General features: G+C 66.4%; 19 protein-coding genes and 1 tRNA gene. 4 read left to right on the plus strand and 16 right to left on the minus strand.

Annotated elements, in window-relative coordinates; genetic code table 11:
* Positions 1-31 precede the first annotated feature (31 nt).
* The gene (locus AC1RPL_RS00135; protein ID WP_493067235.1) at positions 32-1,027 is read right to left on the minus strand and encodes an SPFH domain-containing protein; all 996 of its coding nucleotides are present in this window, start codon (positions 1,025-1,027) and stop codon (positions 32-34) included.
* A 178-nt stretch (positions 1,028-1,205) separates the two neighbouring features.
* Here AC1RPL_RS00135 and AC1RPL_RS00140 point away from each other — a divergent pair, with 178 nt between their 5' ends.
* The gene (locus AC1RPL_RS00140; RefSeq protein ID WP_493067236.1) at positions 1,206-3,116 is read left to right on the plus strand and encodes a PEP/pyruvate-binding domain-containing protein; all 1,911 of its coding nucleotides are present in this window, start codon (positions 1,206-1,208) and stop codon (positions 3,114-3,116) included.
* A gap of 5 nt (positions 3,117-3,121) precedes the next feature.
* Complete coding sequence (locus AC1RPL_RS00145) at positions 3,122-3,910, plus strand: hypothetical protein (protein ID WP_493067237.1); 789 nt, start codon at positions 3,122-3,124, stop codon at positions 3,908-3,910.
* Between the two features lie 57 nt (positions 3,911-3,967).
* Here the strand turns inward: AC1RPL_RS00145 and AC1RPL_RS00150 are convergent, their stop codons facing one another.
* From AC1RPL_RS00150 to AC1RPL_RS00180, 7 genes are all read right to left on the minus strand, one after another.
* Positions 3,968-5,011: a rod shape-determining protein gene (locus AC1RPL_RS00150; RefSeq protein WP_493067238.1), complete on the minus strand. Its 1,044-nt coding sequence runs from the start codon at positions 5,009-5,011 to the stop codon at positions 3,968-3,970.
* A 238-nt stretch (positions 5,012-5,249) separates the two neighbouring features.
* Positions 5,250-5,325 (minus strand) — tRNA-Lys (locus AC1RPL_RS00155).
* Between the two features lie 102 nt (positions 5,326-5,427).
* Entirely contained in the window at positions 5,428-6,564 is a 1,137-nt protein-coding gene (rodA, locus tag AC1RPL_RS00160; protein ID WP_493067239.1) for a rod shape-determining protein RodA, read from the minus strand.
* Positions 6,564-8,597 (minus strand): penicillin-binding protein 2, encoded by a 2,034-nt coding sequence (gene mrdA, locus AC1RPL_RS00165; protein ID WP_493067240.1) that lies wholly within the window; start codon positions 8,595-8,597, stop codon positions 6,564-6,566. Before mrdA ends, rodA begins: the two co-directional genes overlap by 1 nt.
* A complete protein-coding gene (mreD, locus tag AC1RPL_RS00170; RefSeq protein WP_493067241.1) occupies positions 8,597-9,106 on the minus strand; it encodes a rod shape-determining protein MreD in 510 nt (169 codons plus the stop codon). The genes mrdA and mreD overlap by 1 nt, the downstream gene beginning before the upstream one ends.
* Entirely contained in the window at positions 9,106-9,936 is an 831-nt protein-coding gene (mreC, locus tag AC1RPL_RS00175; protein ID WP_493067242.1) for a rod shape-determining protein MreC, read from the minus strand. Before mreC ends, mreD begins: the two co-directional genes overlap by 1 nt.
* Before the next feature lie 86 nt (positions 9,937-10,022).
* A complete protein-coding gene (locus AC1RPL_RS00180) occupies positions 10,023-11,063 on the minus strand; it encodes a rod shape-determining protein (RefSeq protein ID WP_493067243.1) in 1,041 nt (346 codons plus the stop codon).
* Between the two features lie 147 nt (positions 11,064-11,210).
* On the opposite strand from AC1RPL_RS00180, the gene mutL reads away from it, so the two are divergent.
* A complete protein-coding gene (gene mutL, locus AC1RPL_RS00185) occupies positions 11,211-12,998 on the plus strand; it encodes a DNA mismatch repair endonuclease MutL (protein WP_493067244.1) in 1,788 nt (595 codons plus the stop codon).
* 9 nt (positions 12,999-13,007) lie between these two features.
* A complete protein-coding gene (locus AC1RPL_RS00190) occupies positions 13,008-13,352 on the plus strand; it encodes a hypothetical protein (protein WP_493067245.1) in 345 nt (114 codons plus the stop codon).
* A 1-nt stretch (position 13,353) separates the two neighbouring features.
* Here the strand turns inward: AC1RPL_RS00190 and AC1RPL_RS00195 are convergent, their stop codons facing one another.
* The 8 genes from AC1RPL_RS00195 to AC1RPL_RS00230 form a co-directional block, all read right to left on the minus strand.
* On the minus strand, positions 13,354-13,641 hold the full coding sequence (locus AC1RPL_RS00195) for a hypothetical protein (protein WP_493067246.1): 288 nt from the start codon (positions 13,639-13,641) through the stop codon (positions 13,354-13,356).
* A 43-nt stretch (positions 13,642-13,684) separates the two neighbouring features.
* A complete protein-coding gene (locus AC1RPL_RS00200; protein WP_493067247.1) occupies positions 13,685-14,401 on the minus strand; it encodes a CAP domain-containing protein in 717 nt (238 codons plus the stop codon).
* Positions 14,402-14,519: 118 nt separating this feature from the next.
* On the minus strand, positions 14,520-15,095 hold the full coding sequence (locus AC1RPL_RS00205; protein WP_493067248.1) for a CAP domain-containing protein: 576 nt from the start codon (positions 15,093-15,095) through the stop codon (positions 14,520-14,522).
* A 347-nt stretch (positions 15,096-15,442) separates the two neighbouring features.
* The gene (gene rplI, locus AC1RPL_RS00210) at positions 15,443-16,054 is read right to left on the minus strand and encodes a 50S ribosomal protein L9 (RefSeq protein ID WP_493067249.1); all 612 of its coding nucleotides are present in this window, start codon (positions 16,052-16,054) and stop codon (positions 15,443-15,445) included.
* A gap of 14 nt (positions 16,055-16,068) precedes the next feature.
* Positions 16,069-16,293 carry a 30S ribosomal protein S18 gene (rpsR, locus tag AC1RPL_RS00215; protein WP_010543816.1) on the minus strand — a complete coding sequence of 75 codons (225 nt, stop codon included), beginning with the start codon at positions 16,291-16,293 and terminating at the stop codon, positions 16,069-16,071.
* A 15-nt stretch (positions 16,294-16,308) separates the two neighbouring features.
* A complete protein-coding gene (rpsF, locus tag AC1RPL_RS00220) occupies positions 16,309-16,701 on the minus strand; it encodes a 30S ribosomal protein S6 (RefSeq protein ID WP_493067250.1) in 393 nt (130 codons plus the stop codon).
* A 150-nt stretch (positions 16,702-16,851) separates the two neighbouring features.
* Complete coding sequence (locus AC1RPL_RS00225; protein WP_493067251.1) at positions 16,852-17,781, minus strand: hypothetical protein; 930 nt, start codon at positions 17,779-17,781, stop codon at positions 16,852-16,854.
* 165 nt (positions 17,782-17,946) lie between these two features.
* Entirely contained in the window at positions 17,947-18,279 is a 333-nt protein-coding gene (locus AC1RPL_RS00230; RefSeq protein ID WP_493067252.1) for an RcnB family protein, read from the minus strand.
* Positions 18,280-18,396: the final 117 nt, after the last annotated feature.

The raw sequence follows: 18,396 nt of genomic DNA on the forward strand, positions 1-18,396 counted from the left end.
GGGGCAGGGCAGGTGCAAGCTCATCGACGGATCAGCGGATACGGCCGAGCAGCTCGGTCTTCTTGGCGTCGAACTCTTCCTGGGTGATCGCGCCGATCGTCATCAGCTTGTGGAGCTTCTCGATCTGGGCATAGGCATCCTCGCCCGGCGCGGCCGTCGCAGGGGCGCTCGCCGCGGCGCCCATGCCGCCCGCCATGCTCTGGCCAATCGCCATGCCCGCGGCCATGCCGGCACCGGCGCCGGCCACGCCGCCGGACTGCGCCGCTGCGGTCTCGATTGCCTCGGCGCTCTGGAAGCGGATGAAGCGGTCCAGATCGCCGACCATGCGCATCGAGCTCGCCTTGTCGAGATGCGCCTGGACTTCCTCGGGCAGCGACAGGTTCTCGATGTAGAAGCTGGTGCAGCTCAGGCCCCATTGCGCGAAGGCAGGCTCGACCGCGGCCTTAAGCTTGTCCGACAGCTGAGACTGGTTCGCGGCGAGATCGAGGAAGGCGATCTCACCACCGCCTAGCGCCGTGGCGATGGCCGTGGAGATCGCGGCACGCAGCTGCGGCTCGATATCGCCGACGGTCAGCCGCTCGAGCGATCCCATCATCTTCACGGAAAAGGCGGCGACATCCTCGATCCGGAAGCTGTAGCTTCCGAAGGTGCGGATCCGCAGCGGCCCGAACTCCTTGTCGCGCACCGTGATCGGCTGGGCGGTGCCCCATTTGAGCCCGGTCTGCTCTTTCTGGCTGTAGAAATAGACATCCGCCTTGAACGGCGAGGCAAAGCCCTTGTCCCAGTGCATCAGCGACGTGAGCAGGGGCAGGTTGCCGGTCTGCAGCGTATGGAGGCCGGGCAGGAAGGCGTCGGCGATCGCGCCTTCGTTGAAGAACAGCGCGGTCTGGCCGCTGCGGACCGTCAGCTGCGCGCCGTTCTGGATTTCGCGATCCTGCATCGGATAGCGAATGGCGAGCGTGCCGGGCTCATCGACCCAGTCGATGACGTCCACAAACTGCTTCGAGAGAAAATCGAAAATGCCCATCACGCGCCCTCCTGCGACATACGATAGGCAATAAATGGCCCGCGCAAAACTGCAAAGCGACACACGCGCCCTGTTAAGCGAGGCGAGCGCCGCTGCTCACGGCGCGCGGTGCATCGATTGCCATCTGTCCACGGCCCTCTATTCTGAATCCGGCTGGACTGGGGGGAGGGGCAAGATCATGCGGGGCGTGTTTCAACTCATCGCCGGGGCCTCGATCATCCTGATGTCTCCGCCAGCGAGTTCACTCGCGCCGCCGGGACGCGCGCCTTTTGCCGAAGAGGGGCGGATCGCCAGCGACGCCGCCTTCGACAAGCTGGCGCGCGTGGAGGGTGCCGGCCGGTTCTTCGAGCTGCCGCGCGTGATGTTCGCCATCGATCGTAGCGGCCCCCGGCCGCGGGTCCACTGGATCGACACCCGGCGCTATCAATATCATTTCGACTATCTCCAGGCCCGTTACCTGACGCTCGCCGATGCCGACACCTTCACCGCGGCCAATTATTCGCGGCCTGACCGGCGTTTCATCCTGGGGGCGGTGGCCCGCTACCCACGGCTCGGCCGCTACGGCGTGGAGCTGTGGGAGGGCGATGTCGTCGAGCCGGAGCTGATCGCCACGATGATGCGCGCGCTCCAGGCGAGCTTCCACGCCCCGCTGACGTTCAAACCGAACTCGACGCAGCAGAGCGAGGCGGCGCAAGCCGCCGGACTGAAGATGATCGGCATCGACGAAGCCTATGGCGCGCGTGAGCAACTCGTGCTCAATGGCGGCCGCGCGGTGGGACGGCTCGTCGTCGTGGCCGATGGCGCGGAAGAGGATCTCCTCCCCGGCGATATCGCCCTGCTCCGGGCGATGCCGATCCGGCTGCCGCCGGTCGCCGGGATCCTGTCGTCCACCTTCACCACGCCGATCAACCATGTCAGCCTGCTGGCCAAGACCTGGGGCATCCCGAACGCCTTTCGCGCCGATGCCGATCAATTGTGGGGCAAGCTCGAGGGGCGTCATGTCGTCCTCGATACCCGAGGCAAATCGGTGAGCGTTCGCCTGGCGACCGCGGCGGAGATCCGCGCGGCGGAGCGAGACCGCACCGCGCGGCGGATCCGGGCGCCGCGTTCGGACCTGGCCTTTTCCGGCCTTCCCGCCCTTGCCGAGCAGGATGCCCGCTGGGCGCCGCGCACCGGCGCGAAGGCGGCGAACCTCGGTGACGTTGCGGTGCTGGCGGGCAAGCGCCCCGATCTCGGTTTCGTGGTGCCGCCCGGTTTCAGCATTCCCTTCGCCTTTTATGACCGCTTCGTCGCCGCGAACGGGATTGCCCCGCAGATCGAGGCACTGCTCAAGGACGCGCGGCGCGGCGATCCGGCATGGCGTCGCGAGGCGCTGGCGGCGCTGCGTGCGCGCTTCGCCAGCGGAAATATTCCCAAGGCCGATCTCGCCGCGATCGTCGCCCGGCGCCACGGGCTGTTGGGCGACAAGGGCGTCTTCGTGCGCTCATCGACCAATGCCGAGGATCTGCCCGGGTTCAATGGCGCGGGCCTTTACGACACCGTGCCCAATGTCGGCGCAGGCGATGCGCTCGCGGCAGCCGTCCAGGCGGTGTGGGGTTCACTATGGAACGAACGCGCCTTCGCCGCGCGGGAGAAGGCGGGCATCGATCACCGCGCGGTGCGCGCCGCGGTCCTGGTCCAGACCGGTATCGATGCCGACGCGGCGGGCGTGATGACCAGTATCGATCCGTTCGACGAGCAATCCACGGAGCGGCGCGTCTTCATCGCCGCCAAGCGTGGCATCGGCATCCGCGTGGTCGAAGGCAGGAAGATCGCCGAGCAGTTGATCTACCGGCCGGAACTGGATTCGGTGCAGGTACTCACCCGCTCGCAGGACGATGTCATGCTGCATTTCTCGCCCGGTGGCGGCGTGCAGGAAGTCAGGATCGAGTCCGGTCGGGCAGTGCTCTCCGACGATCTGGTCCGGCGGCTGAGCGCGATCGGGCTGGCCATTCAGGAAAGGTTCGGCGGTAGGCCGCAGGATGTCGAATGGCTGATCGTCGGCGGGCAGATCATGATCGTCCAGTCCCGCGACTATGTGAAGGGATAACGCACATGCGCAACGCCATCGGCATCGCCGCCATCCTGGCCCTGCTTCCCGTCAGCGCGGGATCGTCGCCGGCACGGGTCTGGCATCCGCCGCAGACCGTCGGTCCGCCGGATCTGTTGCTCGGTCCGTGCCCGGTGCAGGTGACGATGCCCGGTGGCAAGCGTTCGGGCGTGGACATCCCGATCCCCGCGCTCCGCCTGGGCGCGCCGGTCGAGCGGAACGCGAGCTCCTTTGCCACGGGCGGCGGCGCGACCGCGAATGCGACCGAGCGCTGGCGCCGGCAGCAGGCCGGGCTCCAGGCGGATCCCAGGACCTTCGATGTCGCAGCGTCGGCAAAACCTTCGGTGTTCGCCATCGAGCCGTCACAAGTGCCGACGCCGTGGATCTATCAGCGCTTGCCGATAAAGGCGGCGGACACTGCCTATGGCAAGGACGGCATGATCTTCGCGCAGGCGACATCGCCTGGCAGCGGTCGAATCGCCTCGCTGGCGCTGACGCTGCCGGCGAAACCAGCGGCAATGCCAAGGCTGACGATCGCCGGCGGCCGTCCAACGCGGGAAGGGTGCAAGCAGGACAATCCGATAGACGTCTATGCACCCGCCATGACCGCCGCGCAGCTCCGCCGGCTGTTCAGCCCGTCGGCCTGCCGCTGGAATGCACCAGGCGATTGCACGCGCGACGAACGGCCGCGCGGCCGCGTGCTTTTCGTGCAGAAGCAACAGGGTGACGCGGGTTACGAATATCGCTGGGTCGATTATGACCTGCTTGCCGCCACGGGATCGAAGCGGCGGTAAACGGCTGAGCCCAGGCGTCTCGTGCGTATTGATCGCTCGTATCGGGCCGGGCAGCAATCAGGTCGATGACATGGCGCCCCGATATATCGGATCCTCGAGCGCGCGCCCGGCGCCGGTTGCCACGCACATCAGGGCATTCTCCGCGACCATGACGGGCAATCCGGTTGCCTTCGATAGCACATCGTCCAAATGCGCTAGCAGACTGCCGCCGCCGGTCATCACGATGCCCTGATCGAAGATATCGGAAGCAAGCTCCGGTTCGGTCTTCTCCAGCGCGGAATGGACTGCCTCGACGATCTGGGCCGTAAGGTCTGCAAGGGCATTCGCGATCTCGCCCTGGTTGACCTCCACTTCCGAGGGCATGCCTTTCACAAGGTCCCGGCCTCTGACCTTGGTGGTCAGGCCGATGCCGTTTTCCGGAAGCTGGGCGGTGCCGATCTCGACCTTTATCCGCTCGGCCGTGGCTTCGCCGATCATGAGATTGTGCTTGCGGCGGATAGCGGAGGCGATCGCTTCGTCCATGCGGTCGCCGCCGACGCGAATGGACGCGCTGTACGCCAGGCCCTTGAGGGAGAGGACGGCCACTTCGGTCGTGCCCCCGCCGATATCCACGACCATGGCACCGAGCGGTTCGGTGATCGGCAAGCCTGCCCCGATCGCCGCCGCCATGGATTCCTCGATCAAATAGACCTTGCGAGCGCCGGCATTGGTAGCCGCTTGCTGGATCGCACGCCGCTCGACCTGGGTCGCGCTGCTCGGGATGCTGATCGCGATCTCGGGGCGACGGCCGAGCCGCCGCGAGCCGCCGCGGACCTTGTCGATGAAATATTTGATCATCTGTTCGGCCACGTCGACATCCGCGATCACACCGTCGCGCATGGGGCGGATCGTGCGGACATTGTCGGGGGTCTTGCCCAGCATCAGCTTCGCCTCCGCGCCGACCGCGCGTACGCGCGAGATCCCGCCGGTCGTTTCCATCGCCACCACCGAAGGTTCGCTGAGTACGATGCCGCGGTCCCGCAGGTAGATGACTGTGTTTACCGTGCCGAGGTCGATCGCGAGGTCATAGGAGGCACCTGGGAAGAAACGAGGAAATCGCATCAAGTTCAATCTGTTGGCATCGCTTGCGCTTCGCAGGGTTGCGGGGAGCGATATCGACTGCGCGGGCCGGTGCGGTGGGCCGGCACTCCGCCCGGGTCAAGCCGTTAGCGGCTGGATGAGCGGCTGTGGCGCCGGTGCGAGCGCAGATGCTCATGAGGACATAGGCGCCCCAGCATGTCACCCCGGCGGACAAGGCCGGCGGCTGCGCCCTACGATTTCTGCCAAGTCATTGAAAGGATGGTGGACGCACTTGGGCTCGAACCAAGGACCCGCTGATTAAGAGTCAGCTGCTCTACCAACTGAGCTATGCGTCCATTCCGGGTTGTTTCGGCGCTCTTGGTGAGTGCGCCTCCGCAGTGGAGGGGCGCCTTTAGCGTCGCTGTTCGCGGCTTGTAAACCCCTAAATCCGGAAAAAATTACCAGCGCTGCACGCGGCGGCTCTGGCGGTCTATCGAGAGCAGGATGCCGAAGCAGATCATGAAGGTCATCACGGCCGTACCGCCGAAGCTGATCAGCGGCAGCGGCACGCCCACCACAGGCGCCAGGCCCATCACCATCGCCATGTTGATCACGCAGTAGAAGAAGATCGTCGCCGAAAGCCCCGAGGCGGTCAGGCGTCCGAAGCGGCTCTGTGCGCGCAGGCTCACGCCGATGCCCCAGCGGATCAGCAACCCAAAGGCGCCAATCAGGAAGAAGCCGCCCATCAGGCCCCATTCTTCCATCATCGTCGCGAGCGCGAAATCGGTATGGCCCTCCGGCAGATAGTCGAGATGGCTCTGCGTGCCTTGCAGAAAGCCCTTGCCGAACACACCGCCCGATCCGATTGCGATCTTGGACTGGCTGATGTGATAGCCGGTGCCGAGCGGATCGCTTTCCGGATCCATGAAGATCAGCACGCGGTTGCGCTGATAGTCGTGCAGCACGAAATTCACGGCCAGCGGTGCCGCCACCGCTACCGCCAGCGCGCCGCCGATGAACAGGCGCAGCGGAATGCCCGCCAGGAACATCACCGTCACGCCGCCGAAGCAGATCATCAGCGCGGTGCCGAGATCGGGCTGGAGCATAACGAGCGCGGCCGGCACGCCGATCAGCACGCAGGCCGGCCAGATCGCGCCGAACTTGCGGATCTCGCCCGCCGGCAGGATCTCGTAGAAGCGCGCCAAGGCGAGCACGATGAACGGCTTCATCAACTCGGACGGCTGCAATCGGATGAACCCCAGGTCGAGCCATCGCTGGCTGCCGCCTGCCACCGCGCCCAGCGCCTCCACGCCGATCAGCATCAGCACGATGCCGCCATAGATGGGCAGGGCGCCCAGCGCCCAGAAGCTCTCGGGCACGCGCGACATGGCGATCGCCATGGCGAGGAACACGAAGAAGCGCAGCCCCTGGTTGAGTGCCCAAGGGGTCATGCTGCCACTCGCCGCCGAATAGAGCACGACCAGCCCGAACATGCCGATCGCCACGACCAGGCCGATGATCCGCCAAGGCAGCTGGGCAAGCGGGCCGGGAACGATGCCCGAGGGACCCAGGCTCGAGGTATGCAGCGTGGCCATCAGTCTTGCTCCACGCTGCCGCGTTCGGCCGCGCTCGTGTCGATCGTGTTGCTGGTCGTCGCGTTGGCCGCCTCGGCGGCGACCGTGCTGGCGGCTTCGGCGGCGTCCTCCGGCGCTTCCGGCGGCGGCGCGTTCTGGGTGACTTCGAAGGCCTTCGCCTGGTCGGCCATCCGGGTGCGGTAATCGCCGCCCCAGGTCGGCTCCTCGCGGTGCAGCGATTCCATCGCGAGCTTACGGTCGAACAGGAAGGTCATGATGTCGCGGCCGATCATCGGCGTGTCGAGGTTGCGCACGGTATGGCCATTATGCTCGAGCACGATGCCCGCGGCGTATTTGGGATTGTCGGCAGGCGCAAAGCAGACGAGCAGCGCGTGGTCGCGCAGCTTGAACGGCAGCGATGCGTTCTTGAGCACGCCCGATGCGCGCTCCGCCATGGTGATGCGGCGCACCTGCGCGGTGCCGGTCTTGCCGGCCAGCGTCACGCCGGGCACCTGGATTCTCGCCGCGCCGCCGGTGCCGCCCGAATTGATCACGCCGAACATCGCGTCGCGGATGATCGCAAGCTGCTCGGGGGTCGAGGCGAGCGGTGGAGCCTCGACGCGCGGCGCGTCGGCGATCAGCCGGGGGACGAGTTGGCGCCCGGAGGCCAGCCGGCTGGCCATCACTGCGAGCTGCAGCGGATTGGCGAGCACATAGCCCTGGCCGATCGAGGCGTTGAGCGAATCCGCCACCGTCCAGGCCTGCTTGTAGCGCTTCATCTTCCAGGCGCCGTCGGGCACCGTGCCGAAGCGCTGGGTGGAAAAGGGCAGGTCGAACCGCTGCCCAAGGCCGAGCGCGCGCGCCATCGGCGCCACCGCGTCATAGCCCACGCGGCGCACCATCTCGTAGAAATAGATGTCGCAGCTCTGCATGATCGCATTCTTCAGGTCGAGCGCACCATGCCCACCGCGCTTGTGGCAATGGAACACGCCATTGCCGACGCGCATCGCGCCTGTGCAGACAACGCGGGCGTGCGGATCGACGCCCGCATGCATCAGCGCCAACCCGTTCATCGGCTTCACCGTCGAGCCGGGCGGGTAGAGGCCCTGCAGCGCCTTGTTCATCAGCGGAACGTGATCGTCCTCGCTCAGCATCTTCCATTCGTTGCGGCTGATGCCGTCGGAAAAGCTGTTGGGGTCGTAGGCCGGCATCGAGACCATGGCGAGGATGTCGCCATTGCTCACGTCGATCACCGTTGCCGATCCGGAGTTGGTGCCCAGCCGTCGCGCGACATATTCCTGGAGCAGCGCGTCGATGGTGAGCTTCACCGTCTCGCCCGGCGAATCCGGGCGCGTCGCCAGCTCCTTGACCAGCCTGCCATGCGCGGTGACCTCGACGCGCTTGGCACCCGGTGTGCCACGGAGGCGGTCTTCCAGCGTCTTTTCAAGCCCATCCTTGCCCAGCTTGAAGCCGGGGGCGACGAGCAGCGGATCCTTTTCCTTCTGATACTGCTCGGCTGAAGCAGTGCCGACATAGCCGACGAGATGCGCCACGCCGGCTGCGAGCGGATAATTTCGCGAGAAGCCGCGGGTGGGCTGCACGCCCGGCATCTCGGGCACGCGCACGCTCACCGCGGCGAACTGCTCCCAATTGAGATTGTCCGACACCTGCACCGGCTGGAAACCCGCCGCGCGCTTCAGGTCGGTGCGGATCCGCGCCATCTCTTCCTCGGACAGGCTCAGGATCTGCTGGAGCATGCCCAGCGTCTTTTCCTTGTCCTCCATCCGGTCGGGGATCATGTCGACGCGGAATGCGGTGCGGTTGTTGGCGATGGGGATGCCGCTGCGATCGACGATCCAGCCGCGCCGCGGCGGGGTGAGCGTCAGGCGCACGCGGTTGCTCTCCGCGGTCAGGCGGTAGCGCTCGTTCTCGAATACGGCGAGCCAGGTCATCCGTCCGGCCAGCGTCAGCGCCGCAGCGCCCTGGATCCCGCCCAGCACCAGCGCGCGGCGAGAGAAACTATAAGCCTGCGCTGCCTCGGTGATCCGTACCATTATCGCTGCTTCTTATCCCGATCCAGCCACGCGCAGAAGCGCGCGATTACGGGAAAGAGCGCCGCCGAGACGCAGATCTGGATGAGCAGAGCGGTATCGACATGCGCGGCAAAGGGCGAGGCGATCAGTCGCCCGGCGATCAGCACGAACGCGATCGCGCCGCTGGCGATCAGCCAGTCCTGCCAGAAATCGCGCCACACCAGCCTGGTATCGAGCACGTCGATCATCAGCACCGCGGCCGACCAGAGCAGCATCGCGCTGCCCAGCGGCTGGCCGCTCAGCATGTCGTCGAAGAAGCCGAGTGGCACCGGCATCCAGACCTTCATCGAATCACCGCGCACCAGCCGCCAGCCGAGCATCATCATCAGTCCGAACGGCGGCAGGAAGGGCACGGTGGCTACCAAGGGCAGCAGCGTCATCATCGAGCCGAGCACCACCGAGAGCGGCGCGAGCCACACGGCGCGCGGGCCCCGCTCGCGGCGGCCCAGCGGGATGAAGTCGGTCGCCACTATTTCTTGCTCGTCTTGGGCTTGGCGCTGGGCGAGGGGGCAGGGGTGGGGGCGGGCTCGGGCAGGAAGGTTGCCTGGACGAGCGCGAAATCGAGCGCGTCGGGATTGGCCGAGGGCTCTGCAACCGCGATGTCGCGCGAGGTGCGGATCACGCTTGCCACCGGGATATTGGGGGGGAAGATGCCGCCGGTGCCGGAGGTGACGAAGGTGTCGCCCGGCTGGAAGATCATCGTCGAGACACTCGCCGAGCGTATGTCGAGCAGTCCGTCGCCACGGCCGTTTGCGATCGCGGGCAGACCATCGCGCGTACGGCGCACCGGCACGATGCTTTCCGAATCGACGATCAGCAGCACGCGCGCCGTGTTGGGGCTGGTCTCCACCACCTGGCCGATCAGGCCGTCGGGCTGGCGCACGGGCTGGCCGGCCTTCACGCCTTGCCAGTTGCCGGCGTTGAGCGTGGCATAGCGGCGGGTGCTCGCCATCGAGCTCGCCACCAGCCGCGCCACCACCACAGCGTCGGTCGAGACGTCGCGCAGCTTCAGCATGTCGCGCAGGTGCCGGTTTTCCTGGTTGAGCGTCCGCGCGCGCAACACCAGCAGCTGATCATCGGCGATCTGCTTCTTCAGCCGCGCGTTCTCGCCGCGCACGTTCCAATAGGAGGACACGCCCGAAGGCACGCCGGCCACGCTGGTGCGCACCCAGGTGAAGCCGCTGGCGACGGGCGTGGTGATCTCCGAGAAGAAGCCACGCACCGCGCCGAAGGCCGGTGGGTTGAACGTCGAGAGCAGCAGCAGGGCGACGCCGACCAGCATGCCGCCGACCACGCCCACATATCCAAGGAAGAGCCCGTATTGCGCCCGTCGCGAAAACCCCGGGCGCCGGTTGCGTGGCGGCGCCATCTCCCCTTACCTTTCGCTCAGACCTGGATCAGCACGCCGCGGAACACCGGATCCTCGAGCGCACGTCCAGTGCCGAGCGCCACGCAGGTCAGCGGGTCCTCGGCGATCGTCACGGGCAGGCCGGTCTCGTCGCGCAGCACTTCGTCGATGCCCTGCAGCAGCGCGCCGCCGCCGGTGAGCACGATGCCCTGGTCGACGATATCCGCCGCCAGCTCCGGCGCGGTGTTCTCCAGTGCGATGCGCACGCCTTCCACGATCGTGCCGACGGGCTCGCTGAGCGCCTCTGCGATCTGGCCCTGGTTGATCTGGATTTCCTTGGGGACGCCGTTGACCAGGTCGCGGCCCTTGATGTGGATCGTCTGGCCGATGCCGTCCGCGGGCGGCTTGGCGATGCCGACTTCCTGCTTGATGCGCTCGGCCGTGGCTTCGCCGATCAGCAGGTTGTGGTTGCGGCGGACGTACGAGACGATCGCCTCGTCCATCTTGTCACCGCCGACGCGCACGCTGGTCGAATAGGCCAGGCCGCGCAGCGAGAGCACGGCGACTTCGGTGGTGCCGCCGCCGATATCGACAACCATCGAGCCGATCGGCTCGGTCACCGGCATGTCGGCGCCGATCGCGGCCGCCATCGGCTCCTCGATCAGCCACACCTGCGAAGCGCCCGCGTTCGACGCGGCGTCGCGGATCGCGCGCCTTTCAACAGAAGTAGAACCGGAGGGGACGCAGATCACGATCTGCGGCCAGCGCATGAAGCGCCGCTGGCCGTGCACCTTGCGGATGAAGTGCTTGATCATCTCTTCGGCGATGTCGATGTCGGCGATCACGCCGTCGCGCAGCGGGCGGATCGCCTCGATGCTGCCCGGGGTTTTGCCCATCATCAGCTTGGCGTCGTCGCCGACTGCCTTCACCTTCTTGACGCCGTTCAGCGTCTCGACCGCCACCACCGACGGCTCGTTGAGAACGACGCCGCGGCCACGCAGATACACCACGGTATTCGCCGTGCCGAGGTCGATCGCCATGTCGTGGGACATGAAATTGAAGAAGCGGGAAAAAGCCATCTATGTTTCCGTCCTGCCGCGCGGGCGCCCGCCACGCGGCTAATCACAAGATTCTAATCCGGCCCCTTCCGGGTCGGACATAAAATCCGGCCTGGTGCGATGCGGTTGGGGTCGCGGGATGCCGCCGCTTGGGCTAGAGCAACGACCATGTCAATACGCCGTCTGCCCGAACATCTTGTCAACCGAATAGCAGCGGGAGAAGTGGTCGAACGCCCTGCCAGCGCGCTGAAAGAACTGGTCGAAAACGCAATCGACGCCGGGGCCACCCGGATCGCCGTCAAACTCAGCGGCGGCGGCACCGATCTGATCGAAGTGACCGACGATGGCTGCGGGATGTCGCCGGCCGAAATGGCGCTCGCCCTGGAGCGCCACGCCACATCCAAGCTGCCCGATGACGAGATCGACCAGGTCACCACCCTGGGCTTCCGCGGCGAGGCGCTGCCCTCGATTGCCAGCGTCGCGCGGATGAGCCTGGAAAGCCGGGTGCGCGGTGCCGAGGGCTGGAGCCGCGTGGTCGATAACGGCGCCGTCGTCTCCGAAGGCCCCGCAGCCCTTCCGCCGGGCACCCGCGTCCGCGTCGAACAGCTGTTCGGCCGCGTGCCGGCGCGCCGTAAGTTCCTGCGCTCGTCCCGCGCCGAATATGCCGCCAGCCTCGATGTGATGAAGCGCCTCGCCATGGCCCGGCCCGACATCGCCTTCTCGGTCGAGCATGACGGGCGCAAAGCGCTCCAGGTCCAGGGTGGCGAGACCGGGCCCGAGCGTGTCGCCGGCCTCACCGACCGCGCGCTCGCCGAGAACAGCGTCGCGGTGGATTTCGAGCGGGAAGGGGTCGTGCTCGGCGGCGTCGCCGGCCTGCCGACCTTCAATCGCGGCGTCGCCGACCACCAATATCTCTTCGTCAACGGCCGCCCGGTGAAGGACCGCCTGCTGATCGGCGCCCTGCGCGGTGCCTATGCCGAGATGCTGGCGCGCGATCGCCACCCGGTCGTCGCGCTGTTTCTCGACGTCCCCGCCGACCAGGTCGACGTCAACGTCCACCCCGCCAAGACCGAAGTCCGCTTCCGCGATCCCGCGCTGATCCGCGGCATGATCGTCTCAGGGCTGCGCCGCGCGCTCGATGAAGCCGGCCACCGCAGCGTCCAGCGCCCGAGCGAGGCGGCGCTGGGGATGTGGACCAGCGAGACCAGTGTGGCCACGCCCCAGCTTTGGGATGCCGCGCCCAGCGCAGAGCCGGCCTACAGTCCCGCGCCGTCCTACAATTATACCAGCGTGATGGATCGCCGCCCGCACTTCTCGGCCCCGCCGCCGCTCGCCCGCGCCGAACCCGCCACCGAGCCGGTCCCGCAGAGCATCCAGCACCCGCTCGGGGTCGCCCGCGGCCAGGTCGCCAAGACCTACATCGTCGCCGAAGCCGAGGACGGCCTGGTCCTGGTCGACCAGCACGCCGCCCACGAGCGCCTCGTCCTCGAGCGGATGCGCCGCGCCATGTCCGAAGGCGGCGTCGCCAGCCAGGGGCTGCTGGTGCCCGAAGTCGTCGAGCTCGACGAGCCCGGTTGCGACCGTCTCGAAGCCCGCGCCGGCGAACTGACCGCGTTCGGCCTCGACCTCGAGCGCTTCGGCCCGCGCGCGATGCTGGTCCGCGCGGTCCCCGCCGCGCTCGGCAAGGGCGATGTCCACGCGCTCGTCACCGATCTCGCCGACGAGCTCGCCAGTTTCGACGAGGCGCTGAGCCTAAAGGAAAAGCTCGACCATGTCGCCGCGACCATGGCCTGCCACGGTTCGGTGCGGGCAGGGCGCGTACTCTCGGTCGCCGAGATGAACGCGCTGCTCCGCGAGATGGAAGTCACGCCGCATTCGGGACAGTGCAACCACGGCCGCCCGACCTGGGTGAAGCTGGCGCATGGCGATATCGAGAAGCTGTTCGGGCGGAAATAGGAGGAATTTATGCTAGCGCTTTTGCTGCTACTCGTCGTCCAAGCTGAGCAAAGTCCTGGCAACCTGGACGAAGAATTATACCGTGCGAGCAGTCGGGCAACGGGCGCGCGCCTCTGCGACCGTCAACATTCCATGCGCTACCAGGCTAAGTTCAATCGCCGCTATGCCGAACGTGTGCGAGCGCTACACGACTATCACATCGGCAAATTCGGTGCCGATCCCGAGTTCATCATCATATCGAGTTGTATCCTGCACAAGGGATCCTGGCGGGACTGGGATCGAGTGCAAGCGGTGGCCCTTGATGCCTTTGACGGCCAACTCCGTGACCTGGAACGCAAATACGGGCCGAAATAAACTACCGCCGCACCTTCCCAAAATGCCAGGCGCAATAGCTCCCCAGCACCAGCCAACCCGCGATCACTGGCCACACACCATAGATTCGCAGCGAAGTGCTGAGCAGCGCCGAGATCCCGATCAGCAGGTTCGCCGAGCCCCAGTAGAAGTTCATCAGCGGCGAGGAGTGCCCCACGCCGCGCGGCCGGGCGAAGGGCGTAGGAAAGGGCTCGCCGCGCAAGCCAGAGGCGAGGTGCGGGATCGCGTTGCAGAGCAGCGCGCCTGCAAGGAACAGTACCAGATAGCCCATTGGCGGTGATCCTCACCGATAAGTGAGCATCTGGCAATGGAGCTCAGCGCGTGGGCGTAGCCGGCATCCGGAAGACCTGGCCGCCGCGCGCCTTGGCCCAGGCCGGCAGCACCGGCGACCCGTCGGCGGTGCCAGCGAAATCGACCACGCAGATATTGCCGAAGCGGCGATGCGCGCCGCAGCCGACGCCGGCGAAGCGGAAGTCCGACTGGAACAGCAGCGCCCGGTGCCCGCGACTCCGCACGCCGTCGTCGACGATCAGGCTGCGCACCACCGCGCTTGCGCCGCCGCTGCCATACCAGATGCCTTCGCCGACATAGATGTCGCCGCCGCGCCGGCGCACCCGGTCGCCCGGGTTCATCCCGTCGCGCGAGACATGGCCGGTGCCGCCGAAGCTGCCCTGGTCGTCGGCATGGTCCTGCGCCGCCAGCACCAGCAGCTCGCCGCGGCTCAGCGCTGGCAGCGGATCCTGGCGCTCCAGGAAGTCGATCGCCTCGTCCACCGCGTCGGGGCCTTCATTGGTGATCACGCCGTTGCGGTCGCCCGGCAGGAACAGCACGCGGCCGTCGAAATAGCGGCGATATTCGCGCAGCGCCTCGGCATATTCGCGCGGATGCTGGCGCGCCTGGTTGATCTCGGCGAGCACGTCGCGCTCGAGGCGCGATGTATCGGTGGCGCGCTCGCCGGCAGTGGCGGCGGCGCTCGACAGCAGCATCCCGCACGCGCCCAGCGCGCCAAGCCAACGGCCCTTGGCAGTCATGATGAAGCTCCCCCCGGAGCCGCACGGGCCCCGCGCCCGTCCGTCATCTACCGGTAGCGATACTGGCTTAACCGCTTGAGAAGGCAAGCGGATATTCGGGAGTTAACCTTAGGGGCGTTCAGGGGTTTCCGTCGGGCTTGCGCCCCAGGTCCGCCACGCACATCACCCGGTAGTCCCGGTGCGGCCCGCACGCGACGCCCGCATAGGCCATCTCGGCGGAGAACAGCGTCTTGCGATGCCCGCGCCCAGGCACGGCATCGTCGACGATCAGCTGGCGCACCACCTCGATCGCGCTGGGCGGGCCATAGGTGATCACCTCGGCCACATAGGCGCCGCCGCCGCGCCGCTGCACGCGCGTCCTGGGGTTGCCGCCATCGGCCGAGATATGCCCGGTTGCTCCCGTCGGGCCCTGCTCGCGGACATGATCCCGCGCGGCGCGGGCGAGCAGGTTGGCGGAGGCGATCGGCGCCAGAGGAGCCTGCCGCTCGAGGAAGCGGATCGCCTCGTCCACCGCGCGCGTCCCTTCGGTGGTGCGCAGCCCGTCCGGATTGCCCGGATACCAGACGATCCTGCCCTTGAAGAACTTGCGGTACTCGCGCAGCCGCTCGGCATAATCGCGCGGCCGGGTGCGGGCGAAGTTGATCTCGGCGAGCACGGCCTCCTCGATCCCGGGCTGGGGTGCGGCGAGAGCCAACGCTAAGGGCAGGAGAAGCGGCATCGCGGCCCTATAGACCGGATCGAGGTGAACACGCCCCGAACAAAAGATTAACGTACGCTGCAACCTTGCTCGATTGGGCTCGTTTCATACTCCGAGCGACAGAAAAGGTCCGGGTTGAAATGGCTAAGGTTTTTCCAGTGGTACTTGCCCTGATCCCGCTATTCGCGGTGATCGGTGCCTGCGTTTCGTGCCCGTAACGCCGTAGCGTTACTTCGGAGGCGCGCGGATATACTCGGTTATTCGCTTCCCTCGGCGGTCGCACCAAGGAAAAAGGGCCGCCCCGGCATCCCGGGGCGGCCCTTTCTTTTTCTCGCGAAAGGCGATCAGCCCTCGGCGGTCTCGCCTTCGTCCGAAGCCGGAGCTTCTTCACGGACTTCGGCGGTCGCGCCCGGCTCGGCGTTGGGATCGTAATCCTCAACGAAGCCAGCTTCTTCCTTCTCGAACATCGCGGCCATCACGTCGACGCCCTGCGACTGCATCTCGGCCTCTTCCGGCGAGCGAGCGACGTTGACCTTGACGGTCACCGACACCTCGGGGTGCAGCGCGACGCGGACTTCGTACACGCCGATCGACTTGATCGGCTTGTCGAGGACGACTTGCGCCTTGTTGACCTTGTGGCCATCGGCGACGAGCGCCTCGACCAGGTCACGCGCGGCGACCGAACCATAAAGATGGCCGGCGTTCGAAGCCTGACGGATCAGAGTGATCGAAACGTCGTTGAACGAGCCGGCTTCCTTCTCGGCGTCCGAGCGACGCGAAGCGTTCTCGGCTTCGAGGCGCGCACGGTTGGCCTCGAAGACCTTGCGGTTCGCGGCGTTCGAGCGGAGGGCCTTCTTGTTCGGGAGCAGGAAGTTACGGGCGAACCCGTCCTTGACCTTCACCACGTCGCCGATGGCGCCGAGCTTCTCGACGCGCTCAAGCAGAATGACTTCCATGGGTCGAGCCTCCCTTACTTAACGATGTAGGGCAGCAGGCCCAGGTGACGGGCGCGCTTGATGGCCTGGGCCAGCTCGCGCTGCTTCTTGGCGCTCACCGAAGTGATGCGCGACGGGACGATCTTGCCGCGCTCGGACACGAAGCCCTGGAGCAGACGGACGTCCTTATAGTCGATCCGAGGAGCGTCCTTCGCGGAGAAGGGGCAGCTCTTGCGACGGCGGAAAAACGGGCGTGCCATGGTTCTATATCTCCCTTATTCGCCGCCGAAACCGGTGTTGCCGCCGGCATCGTCGCGATCGCGACGGCCACGGCGCTCACGGTCCTGGCCCTTGCGCATCATCACGGTCGGACCTTCTTCCAGCGCATCGACCTTGACGGTCATGTAGCGGATCACGTCTTCGTTGATCTGCGTCTGGCGCTCGAGCTCGGCGACGACACCCGCGGGGGCGTCGATTTCGAGCATCACATAGTGCGCCTTGCGGTTCTTCGCGATGCGATAGGCGAGCGAACGAAGACCCCAGGTCTCGGTCTTCACGACCTTGCCGTTGTTGTCCTCGATGATCTTGGTGGCGGCTTCCGCCAGGGCGTCCACTTGCGCCTGTGCCAGATCCTGGCGCGCAAGGAACACGTGCTCGTACAGAGCCATAATTCTCTTCCATGTTGGCCGATCGCTGACGCGCACCCCATGTGCAACGCCCCTCCGGCTGTCGTCTCAGTCAAGGTTTCGAAAGGGCGGGAATCGCTTCCCACGCGAACGAAGGCGGGCCCTTAGCTCAGGGCGCCTCCGCTGGCAAGCCTAGTAGCGGTCGGCCGAGCCATTGCCGCGTGGCCGCGGCTGGGGGCGGGGCGGTTCGCTGGAGGTGATGATCGGCGCCGGGCTGCGCGATAGCCAGCCGCCGTCATCGTCCACGCGCGGCTTGGGGAAGTCCTGCGGCGGGTGGATCGGGCCGCATGCCTCTTCGTCCCAGGCGATGCAGCGCAGCCGGTCGTTGAAGATCACGCCGTGCACATTGCCCGTGCTGCCGTCGCTCCGCGTGTAATGGCTGTCGAGATACCATTCGCGGTTCTTCTTGCGCTTGCCCGACTGGACCGGATCGGAGACCCGCCCCATGTCCACGCCGCGAAAGTGGCGCGAATAACTGTCGAGCTCCACGCCCGCGCGGAACCGCGATTCCGGGGCGCCGACTCCGTCGAGCTTCAACGTCAACCAGTTGATCCGCCGGTCCCGCCGCGCCTCTTCCTCGCCGAGCCTGGTGATCCAGCCGGTGTCGCGCAGGAACATGCCGACCGTCGAGAAGCTCACTTCGGATTGCTTGGGAATGCCGCGCACGGAGACGATCTGGCCCTGGAAGCCCTTGCTCCCGCAGGTCGTGGCCTGCCACATCGTGCCGTCCGCCTCGTAAAGCTCGCAGCCCACTGCGGTGCGCCGTCCGATTAGCGTGCCTTCGCGCAGTCCGTTCGGCCCTTCGAACCCGCCGACCGAATAATAGAAGCCGGTGACGTGCTCGCCGTCGAAGGTCAGCACCACCTTCACGCCGCCGCCCACGACCTGCTGGTAGCAGCGCTGGTCCTGATAGGGGCAGGGGCCCTGGTCACGCCGGCGCTGGTCCGCGGTGACGGAGGTCTTGCCGGTATAATTGCCGAAATAGGCGACCTGGCCCTCGAAATCGGGAGCAAGGCCGCCATCAGTGCGATCGTCCGCGAGTGCCGCGAACGGCATGAGCATCGCGATAGCAAGAGCCGTAAGGGCTGCCCGGAACATCCTGCACTCCTCCCAGTCGATTGCGTTAACCATAACACTAACGGGGCCGAAACGAGGAGTCGGATTCTTCTCATACCTGTAAAACGGCAGGGCATGGCCCTGCCGTTTCATGCATTTTCAGGTGTTTACTTAGCGGATCGCGTTGGCGAACACCGCCGCGATGATGCCCGAGGTTATTCCGACCAGCACCGCGTCATTGCCCGACTGCACATAGCGATAGCCGCGGGGCGGGGCGCGCAGGCCGCGATAGTGGCGGTAATCGACCTGGCGGTAGTTGCGGGCATAGCGGCTGTCGAAACGGTCGCCCTTGTGCCAGCTGCGATAGTTGGGCTGCTGCACGACCTTCTTCTTGACGATTACCTTCTGGACCGGCGGGCGGCCGTGATATTGCTGCGGGGCTGCGGCGAGCACCGGCGTCGCGACCAGCGATGCAACGGTAGCGGCGAGAATGAACTTCTTCATGGCTGCACTCCTCTTTCTTGTCGGCGCCGGTTTTGCTCCGGCGTTGAGGTCAATCTGGGGATGCCGTGTCGCAGGGGTTTGTCCCTGGCATTGCGAAATGGTCGCAATGTTTCGCAA

Source organism: Sphingomonas sp. GW821-FHT12D09, from assembly GCF_058807215.1.